Raw genomic sequence first — 20746 nt, 5'->3', positions numbered from 1 at the left:
CCGGCAATCGTTACGGACCTCTCCTCCTGTCCGTCGCAGTCGCTTCGTACCGACGCTCCATCTTAAACGATTATCTCAGTCGGTCTCGATCTGCCAAGCAAGAAGCGCGGACTGGGGGCCGATCGGCCGCGCGCACCCGCGGGCCGTCAGCGCGCCCAGGATGCCACCACCGACCGCTCGCTGCGGGGCGATTTTTTTCGCCGCAATGGTGCGTTGTGACCGATGCCTGCCGCGGCTCGCGCGGCCCCCGTCGTTCGCCCGAGCCCACGGTGCGCGCCTCGCGCCTCACGACTCTTCACGAGCGTCTCCCCGGTGTACATCCGCGTCAAGTACATTCAAGTGCGCCTCTTGGGCAAAATTTCGGCGGTGAAGGCGCCGCGCCAATCTCATGACTCATGGTCACGACGTGTGAAAAACCTAACCTCCGAGACGGATATCAATGGCAGGCACATTGCGGGTCGGAGCACGGGGGCTCTCCGATACGACACGAACACGCTTTTGGCGCTGCGGTCGGGGGGTGGGGCGGCTTCGAATCCGACCGCCTCTGGCCAAGCATCGGTCCGAAAAGATGCTCCTGCCGGCCCCCCGTGTCGGTCGCGGCGATGGCGAGCGGCACCGTGTGATCGAGCCCGACCAGGCTCCCCGCGCGCTGATGGCTGAAGCTGGCGGCCGAGGAGGACGGCGCAGGTGCCAGCGCCCTACCTCGGGAGCCACGCGTCGACGCCGCCACCACAAATCGACACATTCGTCAACCAAGTTTTGTGTGACACAAACCACATTCAATCTTGGGTTTACGTGTGATATGGTACATGGTCTCCCGTTTCGCGTCCCACCCCGTCATGACGAACCTCCTCCTCTGCCCTGGCGTGGGCGCTGGGGAAGCTCCTGACCCGGCGTTCGAGGGCTCTTGTGAGCAACGGAGCCCCGTGGTAGGAGGAGGCATGGAATCGTGGGCTGCTGAAGTCGTCGAGCTGTGGAAGAAAAACAGGATTCCGCTCGCAGAGCGTACCCTGCAAGCCCTGCAGCAGAATCCGCATGTGCCGGTGAAGTCGTACACGTTCGAGGATTTCATCCAGATGGTGGACGGGACCGGCGCCATGATCGCGGAGGAGCTCGAGGCCCGGGGGTCCGACGTTCGTGATACGTGGTTGAACTCCGTGGTGCCCGGGATCCTGTCCCAAGGACAGCCCCTGTCCGCGCTCGTGGGACAGGTCACCATGAATGCGATTGTCATCTACAACCTGCTCGTGCCCCTCGCGAGTGAAGAACACCGAGCCAAGATCGGCAGCTTCATCCAGAACTGGTACGCAAAGTTCAATACCGATCTCGTCGCGGTCGGACTCGAGTACGCGAAGGGCGGTTGAGCGCTGCGCCATGCCGCGTGAGCTCCTCGCGCCGAGCATCGGCCCGCGGCCGGAGCATCATTCGCACGTGGTCACGCCCGGCGACCTTCATCGGGATGATTCGACACCGCACCACCCCCCTCGTCCCGTGACGAACCCGAGGGCGCTCGCGGCGGACAAGCTGGCAGAACGCCACGCATCATTACAAGCGATGCCTTAGCGCGGCATCGGGGGTCTCGTATGACGACGACGCGGCACCCATCCGGCGGCTCCACGCTCGAACGTGCCCTCCTGGCCATCGAGAAGCTGGAGTCCAAGCTCGCCGCCGTGGAGCGCTCCCGCACCGAGCCCCTCGCGATCGTGGGGATGGGCTGTCGATTCCCCGGCGGCGCGGAGAGCCCCGAGGCGCTCTGGCGGATACTCCTCTCGGGAATCGACGTCGTGACGAAGATCCCGGAGGAGCGCTGGGGCCATAAAACGTCGTCCCCCTTCCCCGTGGAGCGCTGGGCTGGGCAAATCGAGGACATCGACGCGTTCGACGCGTCGTTCTTCGGCCTCGGCCCTCAGGAGGCTGCCGACGCCGATCCCCAGCACCGCATGCTGCTCGAGGTGACCTGGCAGGCCCTCGAGAACGCGGGCATCACGCCCGAAAGGCTGTTCGGCAGCAAGACGGCCGTATTCATGGGGATCACGTCGCACGATTACATTCAGCGCATCACGGCGACGGCAGTCGAACCCCGCCCCTATATTCCCACGGGAAATGCCGTCTCCTTCGCCGCGAGCAGGATCTCGCACGTGCTCGGGCTCCGCGGCCCGTGCATGAGCATCAATACCGCGTGCTCTTCGTCCCTCGTCGCGCTGCACCTGGCCTGCCAGAGCCTGCGCCGGGGCGAGTGCGACATGGCCATCGTGGGCGGCGCGAACGTCATCCTCTCCGCCGAGGTCTCGCGCCAGCTCGTGTCGCTCCAGATCTTGTCCCCGGACGGGCATTGCCGGACGTTCGACGCAAGCGGCAACGGGTTCGTCCGCTCGGAGGGGGCGGGCGTCGTCGTGCTCTCGCGGCTCTCGGATGCAAAGCGGCGCGGAGACAGGATCTTGGCCCTCGTGCGCGGCTCGGCGATCAATCAAAACGGCCGCTCGACGAGCCTGGCGGCCCCGAACGTCCAGGCGCAAGCCGCCGTGATCCAGGCCGCGCTCGAGGATGCGCGCGTGCCGCCCGAGCGTATCGGGTACGTCGAGGTCGCCAGCAATGGCTCTCCCATGGGTGATCCCATCGAGCTCGACGCGCTGAAGGAGGCGCTCGGGAAGCCGCGCGAGGACGGCTCGGCGTGCGTGCTCGGCTCGATCAAGACGAACATCGGCCACACCGAGGCGGCCTCCGGCATGGCGTCCCTCATCAAGGCCGCGCTCGTGCTCAACCACGGGCTCGTGCCGAGGAACCTCCACTTCCAAGCCTTGAACCCCCACGCCTCGATCGAGGGCACGCCCTTCGTCCTTCCGACCCGCGAGGTAGAATGGGCGCCGGGCCCATCGTCGAGAATGGCGGGCGTGAGCGCGACGGGGCTCAGCGGGGCGAACGCGCACGTCATCCTCGAGGAGCCACCCCCGGCCTCTCGCGAAGCAGGGAAGCCAGAGCGACCGGCGCACGTCTTCGTGCTCTCGGGGAAAACGGCCGAGGGCCTACGGGATCGGGCCGAGCAGATGCTCCGCCACCTCGCGGCGCACCCCGAGCAGCACCTCGGGGACGTCTGTCATACCCTGGGCGCTGGACGCTCGCATTTCGAGCATCGCTGGGCTGCGGTCGTTTCGAGCCATTCCGAGGCGCTCGGCCGCCTGAGCGATTTCGTGAAAAATGTCCGGAGCGGGTACCTCACGGGGCGCCTCGAGAAGGCATCGGCTCGGAGGCGCATCGGCTTCTCGTTCACGGGGAGCCCCGCCGACGCGGTGGGATCCATTCCCTCGATCGAGCAAGCCCCGCCGGCGCTGAAGGAAGCGCTGCGCCGCGGTGACGACGCCGTTCGCGCGCGGCTCGGTCGTAGCGTCTCGAGATTGCTGGAGGGCGACGATGGCGCGTATTCCCCGGGCAGCGCCGTCGACAGCGAGCTCGCGCTCTTCGTCCTGCAATGCGCCCTGGTCGAGGCATTTCGCGCGTGGGGCATCGAGCCTTCCGGCGTGCTCGGCGTGGGCACGGGTGAGTGCGTCGCTGCGTGGGCCGCCGGCGCGCTCGAGTACGACGACGCGCTCGCGCTCGCCATGGCTCGCGCTCGGCTCGTCGACGGCGGCGATACCGGCGAGCTCGCCGCCGCGCTTTCGAAGATCAGGTTCGCCTCTCCGCGGCGCACCTTCCTCCCGAGCCTGGGCGGCGATTGCACCGTCTCCTCCCTGGCCACGACCGCGTACTGGCAGCGGCAGGTTCACGACGCGCCGGATCCCGAGGCGGGCCTCCGGGCGCTCTCGTCCCCGGCGTTCGTCGCGCTCGTGCGGATTGGCCGCCAGCGCGCGGCCCAGGACGCACAGCCGCGCGCGAACGCGGCCCCGGAGCTCCTTTCGTCCTTGCACGGCGACGCGCCGCCCGCGCGCGCGCTCCTCGATTGCCTTGCCAGCCTCTACGTGCGGGGGATCGAGCCGCGGTGGGATCAGCTCGACGCGCCGCACCCCTATCGCCGCGTCGGGCTGCCCACGTATCCATTTCAACGAGAACGTTATTGGTTTGGCTCGCCAACCATCGAGACGCCGGTGGAGGCCCACCCCGACGGCCATCCCCTCCTCGGTCATCCCCTCGCCCCCCGCGCGGATCAGCCCGACGTACGCGCATGGGAGAAGACATTCGACGACGCGCGGCGCGGCGGGCTCGGCGTGCAGCGCCTCGTGGAGACGTCCTCGCTCTCATCAGGAGGGCTCGTGGAGGTCGCGATCGCCGCGGGCCGGGAAATCTTCGGCGACGGTCCCTGGGAGATCGGCCTCGCCCTCGGCGATCCTCCGATCATCGCCGAGGGCGAGACAACCACGATGCAAGTCATCGTGACGCCGGAGGGCACGAGCGCGGCGTCCATGGGCATCTTCTTCGAGGCGTCCGACGGACGCGCGTGGAAGCGGGTGGCGAGCGGCGCCATTCGTCCGAAACCGTCCACGGACGAGGACGACGACGTGGCGCCTCCCAGCATGCGGCCCGGTCGACGGCAAAGCGTGCCTTCGACCCTCTGGGAGACGCGGCTCGAGGCGCTCGGCCTCGGCCCCGAGGCCCTGCACATCGACCAGCTCTGGCGCAAGCCCGAGGAGACGCTCGCGCGCGTCTCGATCACGAGGAACCGCGCCGCGAGCTCCTTCGTGCGTGCCGCGGCTGCCATTGCGTCGATCACCCACCCCGCCGCGCACGGCAGAGCCTGGATGATCGACTCCGTCGAGGGTGTCTCCGTACGCCCGGCCGAGGCGGATGGCCGCGCGTGGTTACGGCTGAACTGGGTGACCAACGACGCGTGGTCCGGCCGCGTGAGCGCCGAGCTCGTCGACGGCGAGGGGTGCGTGACCGCGTCCGCGCGACGGATCGACCTTCGCGCGCAGGACCCCGCGTCCGCGCTCCGCGCCGCGGGCAAAGACCCCTTCGAGCATGCCTTCGTCGAACAGGTTTGGCGAGACGCACCACCGTCCGCGCCGCGCCCTGCGACGAAGCGACGATGGCTCATCGTGGCGGACGCTGGAGGCGTGGGCCGCGCCCTCGCCGAGCAGCTCGACGTCGGGGGCGACATGACCGCGATCGTGCCCGCCGCGGATCTGGAGGAACGAGTCCTGCCACTCGAAATGGTGCTTGGTGTCTCCGGGCCCTTCACGGGCGTGGTGTACCTGGGCGCGCTCGACGCGACCTCCAACGACGCACTCACGCCGTCGACGTTCGAGCGTGAGGCGTGTCGAAATACGACCGTCGCGCTTCGTGTCATCGACCGGCTCGCGTCGCAGGTACAGGTGCCGAAGCTCTGGCTCGTCACGCGCGGAGCACGACCCGTCCTGGATACGGACGTGGCGCTCGCCCAGGCGGGTCTTTGCGGGATCGGAAATGCCTTGTCGCTGGAGCGTCCGGACATGTGGGGCGGCTCGATCGACCTCGATCCCGGGCCGGACACCGACGGAGCGGAGATCACGCGCTTGGCACAGGCGCTCCTGTCGTCGAGCGCCGAGGATCAGGTCGCTCTGCGCGCCGAGAAGCGCTACGTGGCGCGGCTCGCGCGGGCCCCGATCCCCGTCGCTCGACCCCTCGACGTTCGTTCGGACCGCACCCATGTCTTGACAGGCGCGCAAAGCGCTCTCGGCCAAGAGGCCATGCGCAGGCTCGTCGAGCTCGGCGCGCGTTCGTTCTTGTGGATCGAGCCGACGACCGGCGCGGACCCCCAAGCTCCTGATGAGCTCGGCAGGTTGTCTCGATGCTTCGTATCCCAAGGCGTGGAGATCATCGTCGCGCACGCCGACGCGGCGGACACGGATTCGCTGCGCCTGGCATTCTCTCGCGCCCCTCTCCCCATCGGGGGGATCGTCCATGCGTCGGGCGCCAAAGACAGCACTCCGTGCCGGCTCACGAGCCGGGACGCCACGCAGGCCCTGCACGAGACGATTCGCACGAAAACGCTCCTGCACTGGGCCCTGCATGCGCTCACGAGGGACGTCGCGCTGGATTATTTCATCGTCTTTTCCTCGGCTGCCTCGGCGCTCGGCTGGGAGGGGCTCGGATCCGACGGCGTCGCGGCCGCGTTCCTCGATGGTATCTCGCGTCATCGTCGGCGCCGCGGGCTGCCCGCGACAACCGCGTACATCGCGTTCCCCCACGAAGAGCGGCCCGGTCGCACGGAGCTCCAGCAGGACATCCTGGCCGCGGGGCTTCAAGGTATGCCTCCGTCGCTTTCGTGGCAGGCCGCGGAGCGAATGGCGTCGGAGGGGACGCCTGCTGCGATCGCCGCCTGGGTGGACTGGGAGCTCTTCCAGCAATCCCATCGCGCGCACATGGGGCGGCCCTTGCTCGAAGGGCTCGTCGCCGTCCGCGGCGCGAGCTCGGGCGCCGCCGCTTTGAGCAAGCGCATCGCCGCCGCAGAGCCCGAGCAGGCGCGGCGGCTCGTCGAGATCGTCGTGCGCCGCGAGGTCGCGCGGGTCCTCGGCGCTCGCCTCGAAGAGCTGCCGCAGAGCGACCGCGCGGAGCTGTCCTCGCTCGGCCTGGATTCGATCATGGGCGTCCAGCTCCTCACCAGCGTCGGCCATGCGCTGCACGTCACCCTGCCCGTGACCACGTTGCTCCATCACCCCACGATCGAATCGATCACGCGCCGTGTCCTCGGCACGCTGCGCAAGGACGACCCCCCGGGCGGCGAGGGCGCGGATCCGAGCGGCCCGCCGGGCCGGCAGGGCCTGCTCGTGGAGCTCGTCCGTGAGGATTCGAAACCCCCCTTCTTCTTCGCTCCTCCGCTGAACGGCACCGGCCTCGTCTTCCAGTCGCTCGTCCACCATTTCGGGAAGGTTCACCCATTCTATAGCTTCAACGTCCCCGGCGTAGATACCGACGAACCCGTGGCGGATCGCGTGGAGCTCATCGCGAGCCGCTTCGTCCAGGAGATACGCAAAGTGCGGCCCCGCGGCCCTCATCGGCTCGGCGGGTACTCCTTTGGCGCCATGGTGGCCTTCGAGATGGCCCAGATGTTGACGCGCAGCGGGGAGCTGGTCGAAAAGCTCGTTCTCGTGGACATGCCGGTGTTACGGCAATCGGACGACCCAGGGACCGTCCTGCTCCGCGTGGCTCGGCTCTTTTCGATGCCCATCGACGACGAGGACGCGTTCTGCCGGCTCGGCCACGAGGAACAGGTCGCGGAGCTCGCGTCGATCCTCGCCGAGATCTTGATGTTGCCGCCCGAGCAGGGTGAGTCCAGGGAAAAGCTGCGGATGTACCGGGCTCACTTCAGCGCCATGCAATCGTACGAGCCGTCGCCTTACAGCGGGGCGATCACGCTGCTGCGCGCGCGGCACACGGTCGATCACATCGCCGTCGCAGGACTCTCGCCCGACGATCCCACCTTCGGCTGGGGGGCGCTCTGCGCTCGCCCTGTGCGGATCCTGGACATGCCGGGGAACCACTTCGAGGCCCTCTTCGAGCCCGCCGTGGTGGAGTTCGCCCGCATGCTCCGGCTGGCGCTCGACGAGGACGAGCCCGGCTGACCCCACCTCAATCGAAATACTTCTCGAGGGACGCGAGTTTTGCTTCGAGCCGCGCCTCCACGTCGCCTTCCTGCGGCGAATCCGGGTCCGCGGCGGCCTCCACGCCTGCGCTGATCATCGGCGGCCCATGCTCGGAGGGCAGCGCCTCCCCCGCGAGGCCGAGCCTATCGAGCAAGTGCTCGACCAGCGCCGCGGGGGTGGGGTACGCAAAAAGCAGCGTCGGCGCGAGCTTCAACCCGAGGTCGGGCTCGAGGCGATTTCGTAGCTCGAGGGCCATGAGCGAATCCATTCCGACGCTGGAGAAAGGCGCATCTCGGTCGATCCGCGAGGGATCGAGCTGCAACACCTGACCCACCCGCGCAAGGACGTGCTCCTCGAGCTGCCCGAGGCGCGCCTCGGGCGGTGCGCTCCTCAATGAATCGAGGAAATCGCCTCCCCCTTTCACGAGCTCGGGCGAAGCGGGCCGACGCGGAAGGTCCGAGAAGAATGGCGAACGAGCCATGTGGGGGTTGGCTTCGAGCCATTGCTGGACGTCCATCCGCGCCACGGCCACCACGGGCCGAGGATGCACGAGGAGCCGCGCGAGCGCGCGGAGGCCCTCGTTCGGCGTGAGACTCGCCCCGCCACGGGACGCGATTCGTTTGCCCCGGATAACCATCGCTGCTGCGAGGCCCACCTCGGCGAAGGGACCCCACTGGATACTCATCGCCGAGAGGCCCTCGGACGCCCGCGCAGCGCAGAGCCCGTCGAGGAAGGCATTCGCCGCGGCGTAATTCATCTGTCCGGGTGACCCGAGCAGGCTCGCCGCGGAGGAATAGGTGACGAAGAAATCGAGGTCGGCGGCTCGCGTGGCCGCGTGCAGGTTCCACGCGCCCCACGCCTTCGGCTCGAACACACGACGGAGATCCTCCGGGGTCGTGTCGAGGAGCGTGCGATCCGCGAGGACGGCGGCAGCGTGCACCACCCCACGTAGCTTCGGCATCGTCGCCGAGAGCGACGCCATCAGCGCCTCGACCTCCGACCTGCGAGACACGTCCACCTGCTCGACGCGCACCTCCGCGCCCGCCGATTCCATGGCTCGGATCCGCTCGCGAGCGTCCTCCGTGGGCGCGCGTCGGCCGACGAGGACCAGGTGCCGGGCGCCTCGTTCTACCATCCACGGGGCCAGCGACAGCCCGAGCCCACCGAGGCCACCCGTCACGAGATACGTGGCGTCCGCGACAAACTCGTGCTCGCGCGCGTCCACCGCGGCGACGTGGCCTCGAACGAGCCTCGCCACGTGACGATGCTTTTGGCGTAGCGCGACCTGGTCCTCTCCGTCCTCCTGGAGGAGCTCGTCGAGGAGGTCACGCGCTTCATCGGTCGCTCCTGCCGGCTCCAGGTCGACACAGGCGCTCTGCAATCGGGGATGCTCGAGCACGAGCGAACGGACGAGCCCCCAGAGCGACGCCTGGATGGGTGATGCCGAGCTCCCTTTCGCCTCCACCGCCTGGGCCCCGCGGGTCACCCAGTACATGCGCGGGTTGTCGCGCCAATCGCGGCGCACGATGGCCCGCGAGAGCCAGACCGCCGCGCCCACGCTCTGCTCGAGGTCGCGCGCGAGTGTCTCGTTCGTCGTTTCTTCCCACGGCGCCGCGTCCAGGCCGAAGAGATGCACGACGCCTCGACACCGCTCCTTGCCCCCGAAGACGTCCGCCAGCAATCGCTCGTGGTGTTCCGGCTTCGACGGGTCGATCCGCCACGACCCCTCGTCGACGCGCTCGTAGCGGGTGCCCGCCTCCACGAACACGCAATCGCCCCCCTGCTCCCGCAAGAGCCCGGCGAGCCTCTTTCCCACGCCGCCGCGGTCCACGAGCAGGAGCCACGCGCCCTCGACAGACCCGAGCCGCCCCGTCGCGGACGCGTGTTGCTTTCGCCGCCATTGCACGGTGAACACGCATTCATCCAGCGGGTCGGAGGACACATCGGCCTTGGCCTGCGCCCGAAAATCGGATTCGATCCAGAAACGTTCTCTTTGCCAGGGGTACGCTGGAAGCGAGACGACGCGCCCGCCACCGACGTTCACGCCCCGGAAGTTCACATCGACGCCCTGGGCGTACAGCGCTCCCAGCGCCTCCAGCATCGCGCGCCGCTCGGGCGTGTTCCGGCGCAGCGTCCCCAGCGCGCGGACGTCGGCGCCCGACGCGGCCGCGCATTGCTGCAAATTCGCGAGGAGCACCGGGTGGGGTCCAATTTCGAGGAGCGTGTGCGCCTCCCCCGCCGCGAGGACTGCGAGCACGGCGCGGGCGAGGTCGACCGTCGCTCGAACATTTCTCCCCCAATAGGCTGCGTCGAGGGCTTCCCCCCGGATCGCCTCGCCCGTCACGGTGCTGTACATCGGGAGCGTGGTCGGCCTCGCGTCGAGGCTCCCGAGCGCAGCTCTCAGCTCGCGCGCGAGCGTCTCCATCTGTGGACTGTGAAATGCATAATTCACGCGCAGGGGCCTCGTGGGCACGCGCCGTTGCGCGAGCTCGTCCAGGAGGTCGTCGATGGCGGAGGATTGTCCAGACAAGACGACGGAGTCCGGATCGTTCACCGCGGCGATCGATACCAGGTCCTCCTTCCCTTCCAGCAGGCGCGCCGCGCGGTCGGCGGAGAGCGCCACCCACGCCATTTTCCCGAGGCCCGTCGCCTTCTGCATGATTCGCCCGCGCAGGACCGCGAGGCGGAGAGCCTCCTCGAGCGGGAGCGCTCCAGCGACGTGCGCGGCCGCGATCTCCCCGACGCTGTGGCCAATCACGGCGCTCGGCTCGACGCCCCACGAGCGCAAGAGCTCGACGAGCGAGCCCTGGAGCGCGACCATCGCCGGTTGCACGATCTCCGTCTCGCCGAGCCGGGACCGATCCTCGGGCGCCCCGAGCTCCTCCAGCAGCGACCACGGGACGTACCTCCGCAGGATCGAATCGCACGCCTCGAGCTTCGCCCGGTACACAGGCTCCTCCGCGAAGAGCTTCGCCCCCATCCCCGCCCATTGCGAGCCCTGCCCGGAGAAGACGTACACCACGCGCGGCGGGCCCTTGGCGTCCACCCTCCCTCGCGCCACGCCTGCCGCTTCCTCGCCTCGTGCATACCGCGAAAGCGCTTCCGAGAGCTCCTCCCGCGACGATCTCACCACCGCCAGCCGGTGCTCGTGGTACATTCGGCGCACGCTCGCCGTGTAGGCTATGTCCGCGAGCCCATCGCCATCCTCGCTCGACAGGCGCTCCGCATATGCACCCGCGAGCGTCGCGAGCGCGGCCCCGCTCTTCGCCGATAGCGGCAACAAATATGCGGACCCCTCTCTCATGGGCCCCTTCTCCTCCGCGGGGCCCTCCTCCAGGATCACGTGGGCGTTCGTTCCGCTGAAACCAAACGAGCTCACCCCCGCTCGGCGCGGCTCGTGGCCGCGCGGCCAGGGCACGGGCTCGGTCGGAACGACCAGCGGAGAGCCCTGCAGGTCGATGCGCGGATTCAGCCGACGGAAATGGAGGTTCTTCGGGATTCGCTGGTGCTCCATGGCGAGCACGATCTTGATCAGGCCAGCGATCCCCGCGGCCCCCTCCAGGTGCCCGATGTTGCTCTTCACGGCGCCGAGCACGCACGACGAGCCGTCGGCCCGCGGCTCTCCGAACACCTCCCGCAGCGCCTCCGCTTCGATGGGATCGCCGAGCGACGTCCCGGTCCCGTGCATCTCGATGTACCCGATGTCGGACGGGGAGAGGTGCGCCCGCTCCAGCGCCTGCCGGAGCATCACCTGCTGGGAGAGCACGTTGGGCGTGGTCAGCCCGGTGGATCGGCCGTCTTGATTGACGGACCAGCCTCGGATCAGCGCGCGAACGCGGTCACCGTCGCGGAGGGCGTCCGACAGGCGCTTCAGCACCACCACACCACAACCCTCGCCGCGGACGAACCCGTTGGCGCGAGAGTCCAGCGCCTTGCAGCGCCCATCCGGGGACATGGCTTGCGTCTCGACCAGCATCGCCATGGTCATCGGCGAGAGAATGGCGTTCACGCCGCCCGCCAGCACGAGATCGCTGTCCCCCATTCGCAGGGACTGACAAGCTTGTGCCACCGCGACGAGCGACGAGGAGCAAGCCGTATCCATGGATACGGCGGGGCCCTGGAGCCCCAGGACGAAGGACACCCGACCCGCCAGCGTGTTCAAGGCCGTTCCGGTGGCGCAATAGGCGTCGTATCGACCGGCTCGCGCCTGCGAGACGATGTGCTGATAATCCACGGAACACGCGCCGATGAAGACCCCGGTCCGGCTCCCCAAGAGGGAGCTCGGCGCGAGCCCCGCGTCCTCGAGCGCCCACCAGGCCACCTCGAGCAGCATTCTCTGCTGTGGATCGAGCGTCTCCGCCTCGCGCGGCGAGACACCGAAGAAGGCCGCATCGAACCCCTTCACGTCGTCGAGGAGCGCCGCCCACCGCGCCTCGGGTCTCTGGCCTGGAATCGCCTCCGCGGGCCATCGCTCGGCCGGGATTTCCCGTACGGCATCGACCCCGCCGTCGAGCGTGCGCCAGAATGCCTCGTCCCCCTCGCCTTCGCCGGGGAAGCGGCAGCCGACGCCGATGATCGCGATCGGCTCGTTCGCGGCGCGCTCCATCGCCTCGATGCGCGCCTTCATCTTCTCGAGCGCGGCGATCGCGCGTTGCAGCGGCGTACCCTCGCTCCCGGCCTGCTCGCGCCGCGGCGGGGAGCCACGGAAGGTGCTCATCCCAGGTACTCCTCGAAGGCCTCGAGTTTGTCGACGAGCGCCGATTCGTCCTCCTCGACGCCGAGATCACCGTCGATTTCGTCAGCAATGCCCGCGCCATCGTCGATCGACGCGGAAGGGGCGCTCGGGGCTTCAGCGTCGGGCGGGTGCGTCGGGAACATCCGATCGCCGAGGTGCGCCGCGAGCGCCTTCGTCGTCGCGTACGTGAAGAGCAGCGCCGCGGAGAGCTTGAGCCCGAGGCTCGCCTCCAGGCGATTCCGCAGCTCCAGGCTCATCAAAGAATCCATGCCGAGGCTCGCGAAGGGCGCGGCCTTGTCGATCCGCCCAGGCTCGAGCCGCAGCACGCGCGCCAGCTGCTCGATCAGATGCGACTCCAGGAGGCTCGCTCTCTCCGCCGGCGCCGCGCGCTCGAGCGCTTCGCGGAGCCCGCTCGCCTCGGCAGCGCCCTGCCCGTCTGCCCGCTCGCGCATGAGCTGGGCGAGGTAAGGGGCTCCTGCCATTTGCGGATAAAACTCCACCCACTGACGCACGTCGAACCGCACGAGGCCCACGACCGGCCGAGGTCGCTCGAGGAGCCTTCCGAACAGGAGGTTCCCCTCTTCGGGGTTGAAGCTGTCGCTCCCGCGCGAGGCGACGCGTGCGCCGCGGACGTCGGACGCCGCCGCGAGCCCCACCTCCGAGAACGCGCCCCACTGGATACTCGTCGCGGGCAAACCCTCCGACGCGCGCGACTGGCAGAGCGCGTCGAGAAACGCGTTCGCCGCCGCATAATTCGATTGTCCAGGCGAACCCAGCAAGGCCGACGCGGAGGAGTACGTGACGAAGAAATCCAGCGAGCATCCTCGCGTCGCATCGTGCAGGTTCCACCCCCCGAACACCTTGGGCTCCATGGGCCGGAGCAGCTTCCCTTCGTCGAGGTTCGGCAGCGTGGCGTCGTCGAGGAGCCCTGCCGCGTGCACGACACCACGGAGCGGCGGCATCGAGCGCTCGATCTCCGCGATCACGGCATCCACGTCGGCCCGCCTCGATACATCGCCGCGCAACGCGCGGACCTGCGCGCCGGCCTCCGTGAGTCTCCGCATCACCTCCCGCGCCGCCTCGTTCGGCGCGCCTCGCCCCATGAGCGCCAGGTGCCGCGCCCCCTGCGCGATCAACCACTTCGCCAAGGACAAACCCAAGCCGCCGAGCCCGCCCGTGACGAGGTACGTGCCGTCCTCTCGCACGTGCGCGCCCCTCCGCTCGGACGACGACACGAGCCGCGCGTCTTGGTCCTTCATTCGCACCGCGATCTTCCCTTTGTGTCTGGCCTGCGCCATCAGCCGGAACGCCGCGTCCGCGGCGCTCGCAGGGAATACGGTCACGGGTTCGGGCTCGAATGTGCCATCCTCGAAGCGCTCCAGGACCTCTCCCAGCAGCGCGCCGTATTGCTCGGGCCGCTGCTCCGCCATGCCGGCGAGGTCGATCGCGGTGTACGAGAGGCTCTTTCGGAAAGGCAACATGCCCATCCGGCTGTTCTCGTAGATGTCCTTCTTGCTGATGTCCAGGAACCGACCATAAGGCGCCAGCACCTCGAGGCTCCGGCGAAGCCCGTCGCCCGTCAGCGAGTTCAGCACCACGTCCACGCCGCGCCCGGACGTACACGCGAGCACCTCGTCCGCGAACGCGAGCGAACGCGAATCCATCACGTGCTCGATCCCCAGCGAGCGCAAATACGCACGTTTCTCCTCGCTCCCGGCCGTCGCGAAGATCTCCGCGCCCACCGCCCGGGCATACTGGATGGCCGCGAGCCCCGTCCCGCCCGTCGCGGCGTGGATCAGGACTCGCTCGCCGCGCTGAAGCCGCCCTACGTGATGGAGGGCCCAGTATACGGTCATGAAGACCGCCGGGATCGTCGCGGCCTGCTCGAACGACATCCCCTTGGATTTCGGCTTGACGAATTCGACCCGCGTCGTCACGTGGCTCGCGAGGCTCGACGCGGCGGACACGATCACCTCCTGGCCCACGTGGACGCCCGCGACGCCCTCCCCGAGCGCCACGACCCTCCCGGCGCACTCGCCTCCGAGCTCGATGGCGTTCGGATCCATTCCAGGATAAATCCCCATGGCCTTCATCACGTCGAGGAAATTCAGCCCTGCCGCCTCGACCTCGATTTCCACCTCCCCGGGCCCCGGAGGCCTGCGCTCCATCGGCCGCAACGAGAGCCGCTCGAGCACGCCCGGCTCGTGAATCTCCAGCCGATAGGCCCGGCCCGCCACGGGCTCCAGCCGCTCGGGCGCGCCGCCATCACCCCCGAGCTGCGCTCGCACGAGCCGCGCCACGTACCTTCCTCCCGGCCTGAACGCGATTTGATCCTCGTCACCGCCCGACAGGATCTCGCGTAGCACGAGCTCCGGCTCCTCCGAGCTCGCCTGCAGCGAAAGGTCGATCCGGATACACTCGAGGTCGGGCTGCTCCATCGCGAGGGCCCGCCCGAAGCCCCACAGCGTCGATTGCGTAATCGACAAAGGCTCGGGCGCATCCCCCACGGCCTGCGCGCCGCGGGTCAAGAGATACAGCCGCGGTGCGTCCCGCCAGCCCTGACGCAGCAGCGCCTGGGCCGCGCACATCGCGCTCGTGATGCCGCGCCGAAGATCCGGCGCGATCGTCGCCTCGCTCGTCTCGCTCCACCGCGACCCGTCGAGGGCTCCACAATGAACGACCCCTCGGCACCCGCGCTTCCCGAAGGCTTCCCTCAGGACGTCGTCCCAGTGGGAAGGGTTCGTCACGTCTATGCAGTACCGGCCCTGGCCGAAGCGCACATACCCCTCACCCGACGCCACCTCCACGCACGTCGCCCCAGCCGCTCGGAGCCGATCGGCCAGCGTCGCGCCCAGCCCCCGCTCGTCGACGAGCACGAGCCACGCGGAGGTGTCCCCCTTCGCCTCGCGTCGCTCCCCGACGTCCATCCTCTCCCAGGAAACTTCGTATACACAGCTGGCGAAAACATCCCTCTGCGCCGCTTCGGCATCCGCCAACCTCTGCACGCGAAGCTCGCCGATCTCGATCAGGACCCGGCCAGCCTCGTCGTGCACCGTCAGGGTCGCCGCGGGCTCCCCGCTCCTCTCGGATTTCACAGCCCGACCATGCACCCAGACCTCACGGCCAGGCCTTTCGAACACCTGCAATCCGGTCACGGCAACCGGGACGAGCGTCCCTTCGCCACACGTCGATCGCAATGCCACCCCGCCCACCTGGAAACACGCATCCAGGAGGGCCGGGTGCACCAGGTAGTCGCTGCCGCCAGAGCCGATCGCCTCCGGCAGGCGCACGCGAGCCACGGCCTCGTCCTTCCCGATCACGATCCGCGCAATGCCCTGGAAGCGCTCCCCATACGACAAACCTCGCGCCTCCATCTGCTCGTAATGCAATGCGCCCTCGATGACCTCCGGGCACCGGGCCTCCACGTCCTCGATCCGCCCGCCCGCAGGCACCGGCTGCATCCCCATCACGCGCAGCACGCCCGACGCGTGCCGCACCCATTCCTTCGTGTCTCCCTCGCGGCTCGAGATCGTCACGGAGGCACGGCCTCCGCCCTCCTCCACCAGCGATACTTGCACGAGCCGCTCCTGGCCCTCCGGTAACGCGAGCATCCGATCGAACGATATCTCCTCGATGCGGGCCTCGCCCGGGCCGTAGATTCGAGCTGCCGCCGCGAGGCCGAGCTCCACGTATCCCGCGCCCGGAAAAACCACCTCGCCTTGCACGCGGTGATCTGCGAGGTACGGGAACGCCTTCACGCTCACCCGTCGCTCCCACAGGTGCGTCTCCGGCTGCGCCGCAGGGGTGAGCCCCACCCCGAGGAGCGGGTGGCTCCCTGACGCCTCGATCACCCGCGTCCTCCGCGTGTCGACGTCGATCGCGTATCGCTCACGCTGCCAGGCGTACGCGGGCAGAGAGACGACACGCCCGCCCTCCGGGTAAAGCTTGCTCCACGCGACGTCGTATCCGCGCGTATGAAGTGTGCCCAGCGCGGCCAGCATCGATCGACGCTCGTCCGCGTGCCGCCTCGTCGACGCAACCGCGACGCCCTCGACCTTCGCCTCCTCGAGGTTCTCCTCGATCGAGGGCAAGAGGATGGGGTGCGGGCTCATCTCCACGAAGACGTCGTGGCCCTCCACCATCAGCGCCTGCACCACCTGCGAGAATCGCACCGGCTCCCGGAGGTTCTTCCACCAGTACGCAGCCGAGAGCTCGTCGCCGCGGAGCGGCGCACCCGTCACCGTCGAGCGCATCGCGATCGCGCCCGGCGACGAACGAACGTCCGCCGTCGCGGAGAGCAAATCATCCCGCAATGGATCCACCTGGGGGCCATGCGACGCCACGTCCACCCTGACGCGACGGCAGAACACACCTCGCTTTTCCAGCCCGCCGAGCACCTCCTCCAGCGCGATCGGGTCCCCCGAGAGCACCGTGGATCGCGGGCCATTACTCACGGCGACGCCGAGGCGGTTTTCGAAGCCCGCGATGGCCTGCTCCGCTTCGGCCATCGTCAGCTCGACGAGCCCCATCGACCCATTGCCGCTGATGCGCCGGAGCAGACGGCTGCGTCGGCAGATCACCTTGGCCCCATCCGCGAGGCTCAACATCCCCGCCACGTGCGCCGCGGCGACCTCGCCCATGCTATGACCAACGACACAATCGGGCTCCACGCCCCACGAGCGCCAGAGCGACGCGAGCGCCACCTCGATCGCGAAGAGCACGGGCTGCACAACGTCGATCTCGCCGAGCCGCGAACGCGCCTCGTCCGCCGCGAGCTCGTCGAGCACCGAGAACCCCGCCTCTCGCTCGATGGCCTCGCTGCAAGCTCGAAGCGCGGCCGCGAACGCCGGCTCCTCGGCCAGGAGCCCTCGCCCCATCCCGAGCCATTGTGATCCCTGCCCAGGAAAAACGAAGACGACCTTGGGGCGCGGCCGGCCCGAGACGACCTGTCCACGCGACACGCCGGCGGGCCATTCTCCCTGCGCGCACGAGGACAGGAGCGCCACGAGCTCCTCCTTGGTCGCCCCCTCGGCCACCAGCCGATGCTCGTGATGCGTGCGGCGTACGCTCGCCGTGTAGCAGATGTCCGGCAGGGAGGCGGCGTCCGCCGAGGACAACCATTCCGCATGAGACCGCGTCAGCGCCTTCAAAGCTTCGACGCTCCGCGCCGATAGAGGCAGCAGATGGCTCGAGGTCGCTCTCCCGTTCGTCGCCTCGGGCGGAGCCTCCTCGAGGAGCACGTGCGCGTTCGTCCCGCTGATCCCGAAAGAGCTCACCCCCGCGCGACGCGGCTTGCCGCCGGGCAGCCAGGGCAGGTTCTCCGTGGGGACGACAAAAGGGGTGCCCTGAAGCTCGATGCGCGGGTTGAGCGCTCGGAAATGCAGGTTTTTCGGGACGACCCCATGTCGGAGCACCTGCACGACCTTGATGAGCCCCGCCACGCCCGCCGCGCCCTCGAGGTGTCCGATGTTGGTCTTCACCGCGCCCAACACGCACGATGAACCATCGGGCCGCGCCTCGCCGAACACCTCCCGCAGCGCGTCCACCTCGATCGGATCGCCGAGCGGCGTCCCTGTCCCGTGCATCTCCACGTATCCGACGTCCGCAGGCGAGAGCCGGGCGGCCCCGAGCGCCTGCCGGAGCAGCGCCTGCTGCGCCAGCACATTGGGCGTCGTCAGCCCCGTCGAACGGCCGTCCTGATTGACCGCCGATCCCCGGATCAACGCGAGGACCCGATCGCCGTCACGGCGCGCGTCCGAGAGCCGTTTGAGCACCAAAATGCCGCAGCCCTCGCCACGCACGTAACCATTGGCGCGCGCGTCGAGCGTCTTGCACCGCCCGTCGGGCGAGAGCGCGCGCATCGCGGCCATCGCCACCATGGGCTCCCACGCGAGGAGCGCATTCACACCGCCCGCCAGCACGAGATCACTCTCTCCCTCGCGGAGGCTCTGACAGCCGAGGTGAATGGCGACCAGCGAGGACGAGCAAGCCGTATCGAGCGCCACCGCAGGGCCCTGGAGCCCGAAGACATACGAGAGCCTGCCCGCCGCGGTGGCCATGACGGTGCCCGTCACGCCATAAGCATCCAGATACTCCGGCGTGGTCAGAACCATGCGCTGGTAATCGAGCGTGGTGCACCCGACGAACACGCCGGTCCTCGAGCCAACGAGCGCCTGCGGAAGCTGCCCCGCGTCCTCGACGGCCTCCCACGTCACCTCGAGCAACAGGCGCTGCTGCGGGTCCAAGGTCTCTGCCTCGCGCGGCGAGATGCCGAAGAAGCCCGCGTCGAAATCGTAAATGTCGTCGAGCAGGGCCGCATGGCCCGCGCCGAGTTTGTCCTCCGGCAGGGTCCCCGCGGGCCAGCGGGCCGGCGAGACCTCGCGCACGCCGTCGACGCCCGCGAGCAGCGCGCGCCAGTACGCGTCGGGATCCGTGCTCCCTCCAGGGAACCGGCACGCCATACCCACCAAGGCGATTGGCTCCTCCGCGGCGAGCGGCGTCGCGGGCGCCATGGACGTGGTCGAAACGACACGCGCGGCGCCCGCGACCGACGGCTTCGACGCCGCGATTTTCACGAGCACGCTCTCCGCCAGCTGCTCCACGTTCGCATACGTGAAGAGCAACGTCGCGGGCAGCTTCGACCCGAGGCTCGCTTCGAGTCGATTGCGCACCTCGACGCTCATGAGCGAGTCCACGCCCAGCGTCTGGAATGGCGCCCTCGGGTCGATCGTCGCGGGATCCATGCGTAAGACGTGGCCGAGCTGCTCCCGGACGTGCGCGACGAGCAAAACGAGCCGCTCCGCGCCGACCGCCGCTTCGAGCGTCTGGCGGAATCGAGCCGCCCCCTCGGGCCGCCGCTCCGCCGCTCCGCCCGCCGTCACGAGCTCCGAGTAAAATGCGCTCTGGGCCAGGTGGGGGAACGTCTCCAGCATTTGCCGACCGGCAAACCGCATCACGGCGACCTCGGCCCGGGGCCGCGCGAGCAGCTGCGCCAGCGCCTCGACGCCCTGCGCCTGGGTCAATCCATCGAGCGTGCTCTGCCGCGCCTCTCCGCCTTCGTCCGAAAATGCGCCCCATTGAACGCTCATCGCCGGGAGGCCTGCGTCGTGCCCGCGACGCGCCACCGCGTCGAGGAACGCGCTGCTCGCGGTATATCCTGCCCGCCCCGCGAGCCCGAGCACCGCCGAGGCCGAGGAGAACAAAACAAAGAAATCGAGCGGACGGCCGCTCATCGCCCGATGAAGATGCCACGCGCCGAGCATCCTTTTCGAGGCCGTCCGCCGGAGGCGCTCCTCATCGAGCTCCAGCGTCGGCGCGCTCTCGCCGTCCACGTCCGGCACGTGCACGACGCCGCGCAAGGGCGGGAGGAGACGCTCGATCTCCGCGAGCAATGCCTCGACGTCGGCGCGTCGGGATACGTCCGCCGGGAACAAAAGGACGCTCGCCCCAGCCTCCTCCATCGCGCGGATCTCGCCTCGCTCGTCCTCCGCCAGCGCGCGGGAGGGCGCGAGCGCCACATGTCGCGCTCCCTGCGCAACCATCCACCGCGCCGTCGCGAGCCCACGCCCGGAAAGCTTGCCCGAAAGGAGGTACGCCGCGTCCGGCCGAACCTCGAATGCGCGCGCGGGAGCCGCGTGGAAGCTCGTGCGGGCGAGCCTCGCGACATAACGGCCATCGCTGCGAATCGCGACCTGATCCTCCCCATCCGCCGCGCCGAGCTCCTCCAGGAGCGCGCGCGCGTCCTCGCCCTCGGCCGCCGCATCGAGGTCGATGCGGGCGATTTCGAGCTCCGGATGCTCGAGCAAGAGGGTACGGGCGAGCCCCCAGAGAGGCGCCTGCGACGGAGAGGCCAGCCCCGAGCCAGCAACCGCCTGCGCCCCGCGGGTGACCCAGCAGAGGCGAGGGTTGTCCCGCCACCCCTTTCGTTGCACGGCCTCGGCGAGGAAGAGCGGCGAGAGGATGGTTCGGTGCTGGTCCGACGCCAGCGCCTCCTCCGTCGCCTCGTTCCACGGCGTCGTATCCAGGCCGAACATGTGCACGATACCACGGCAACGGACGCCTCTGGGGAATGCCTCCTCGAGGAGCCTCCGATAATCGTCGCGTCTCGCTGGATCGATGCGGAACGAGGTCGCGTCCAGCCGCTCGTACGGCGCGCCGGGCTCGACGCGCACGCAGGGGATGCCGTACCCATGCAAGAGATGGGCGAGCGCGTCCCCCGTCCCCGCGCGGTCGACGAGGAGGAGCCATGCGCCATCGGCGGGCGCGAGCGTCTTTGCGGAGGGGGTACGGTCTTTGCGGCGCCACTGCACCTCGTACACGAAGTCATCCAGCGACTCGCGCGGCCGCTCTCCCCGAGGAACGTGGTGCTCGGCCGCCTCGATCCAGTACCGCTTTCGTTGCCAGGGATAAGGAGGGAGCGCGGCGATGCGCCCGCCGACGGGGTGAATCGCCCCCCAAT

General features: G+C 69.1%; 4 protein-coding genes (1 of these 4 only partly in view). 2 read left to right on the top strand and 2 right to left on the bottom strand.

Features of this window, described 5'->3' with window-relative positions; translation table 11 throughout:
• The first annotated feature begins 941 nt into the window (after positions 1-941).
• Both GF068_RS23150 and GF068_RS23145 read left to right on the top strand, forming a co-directional pair.
• A complete protein-coding gene (locus tag GF068_RS23150) occupies positions 942-1364 on the top strand; it encodes a hypothetical protein (protein ID WP_153821600.1) in 423 nt (140 codons plus the stop codon).
• Between the two features lie 219 nt (positions 1365-1583).
• Entirely contained in the window at positions 1584-7532 is a 5949-nt protein-coding gene (locus tag GF068_RS23145; protein ID WP_153821599.1) for a type I polyketide synthase, read from the top strand.
• Positions 7533-7539: 7 nt separating this feature from the next.
• Here the strand turns inward: GF068_RS23145 and GF068_RS23140 are convergent, their stop codons facing one another.
• Positions 7540-12270 carry a type I polyketide synthase gene (locus GF068_RS23140; RefSeq protein WP_153821598.1) on the bottom strand — a complete coding sequence of 1577 codons (4731 nt, stop codon included), beginning with the start codon at positions 12268-12270 and terminating at the stop codon, positions 7540-7542.
• Positions 12267-20746 carry the 3' portion of a type I polyketide synthase gene (locus GF068_RS23135; RefSeq protein WP_153821597.1) on the bottom strand. 2635 nt of this gene lie beyond the right edge of the window, so only the last 8480 of its 11115 coding nucleotides appear in the window; the start codon falls outside the window, past its right edge — the gene reads right to left on this strand; its stop codon occupies positions 12267-12269. Before GF068_RS23135 ends, GF068_RS23140 begins: the two co-directional genes overlap by 4 nt.

Source organism: Polyangium spumosum (assembly GCF_009649845.1).
Classification (GTDB): Bacteria; Myxococcota_A; Polyangia; order Polyangiales; family Polyangiaceae; genus Polyangium; species Polyangium spumosum.
The sequence above is the reverse complement of the archived record's forward strand: the minus strand, read 5'-3'. Positions and strand labels throughout refer to the sequence as shown.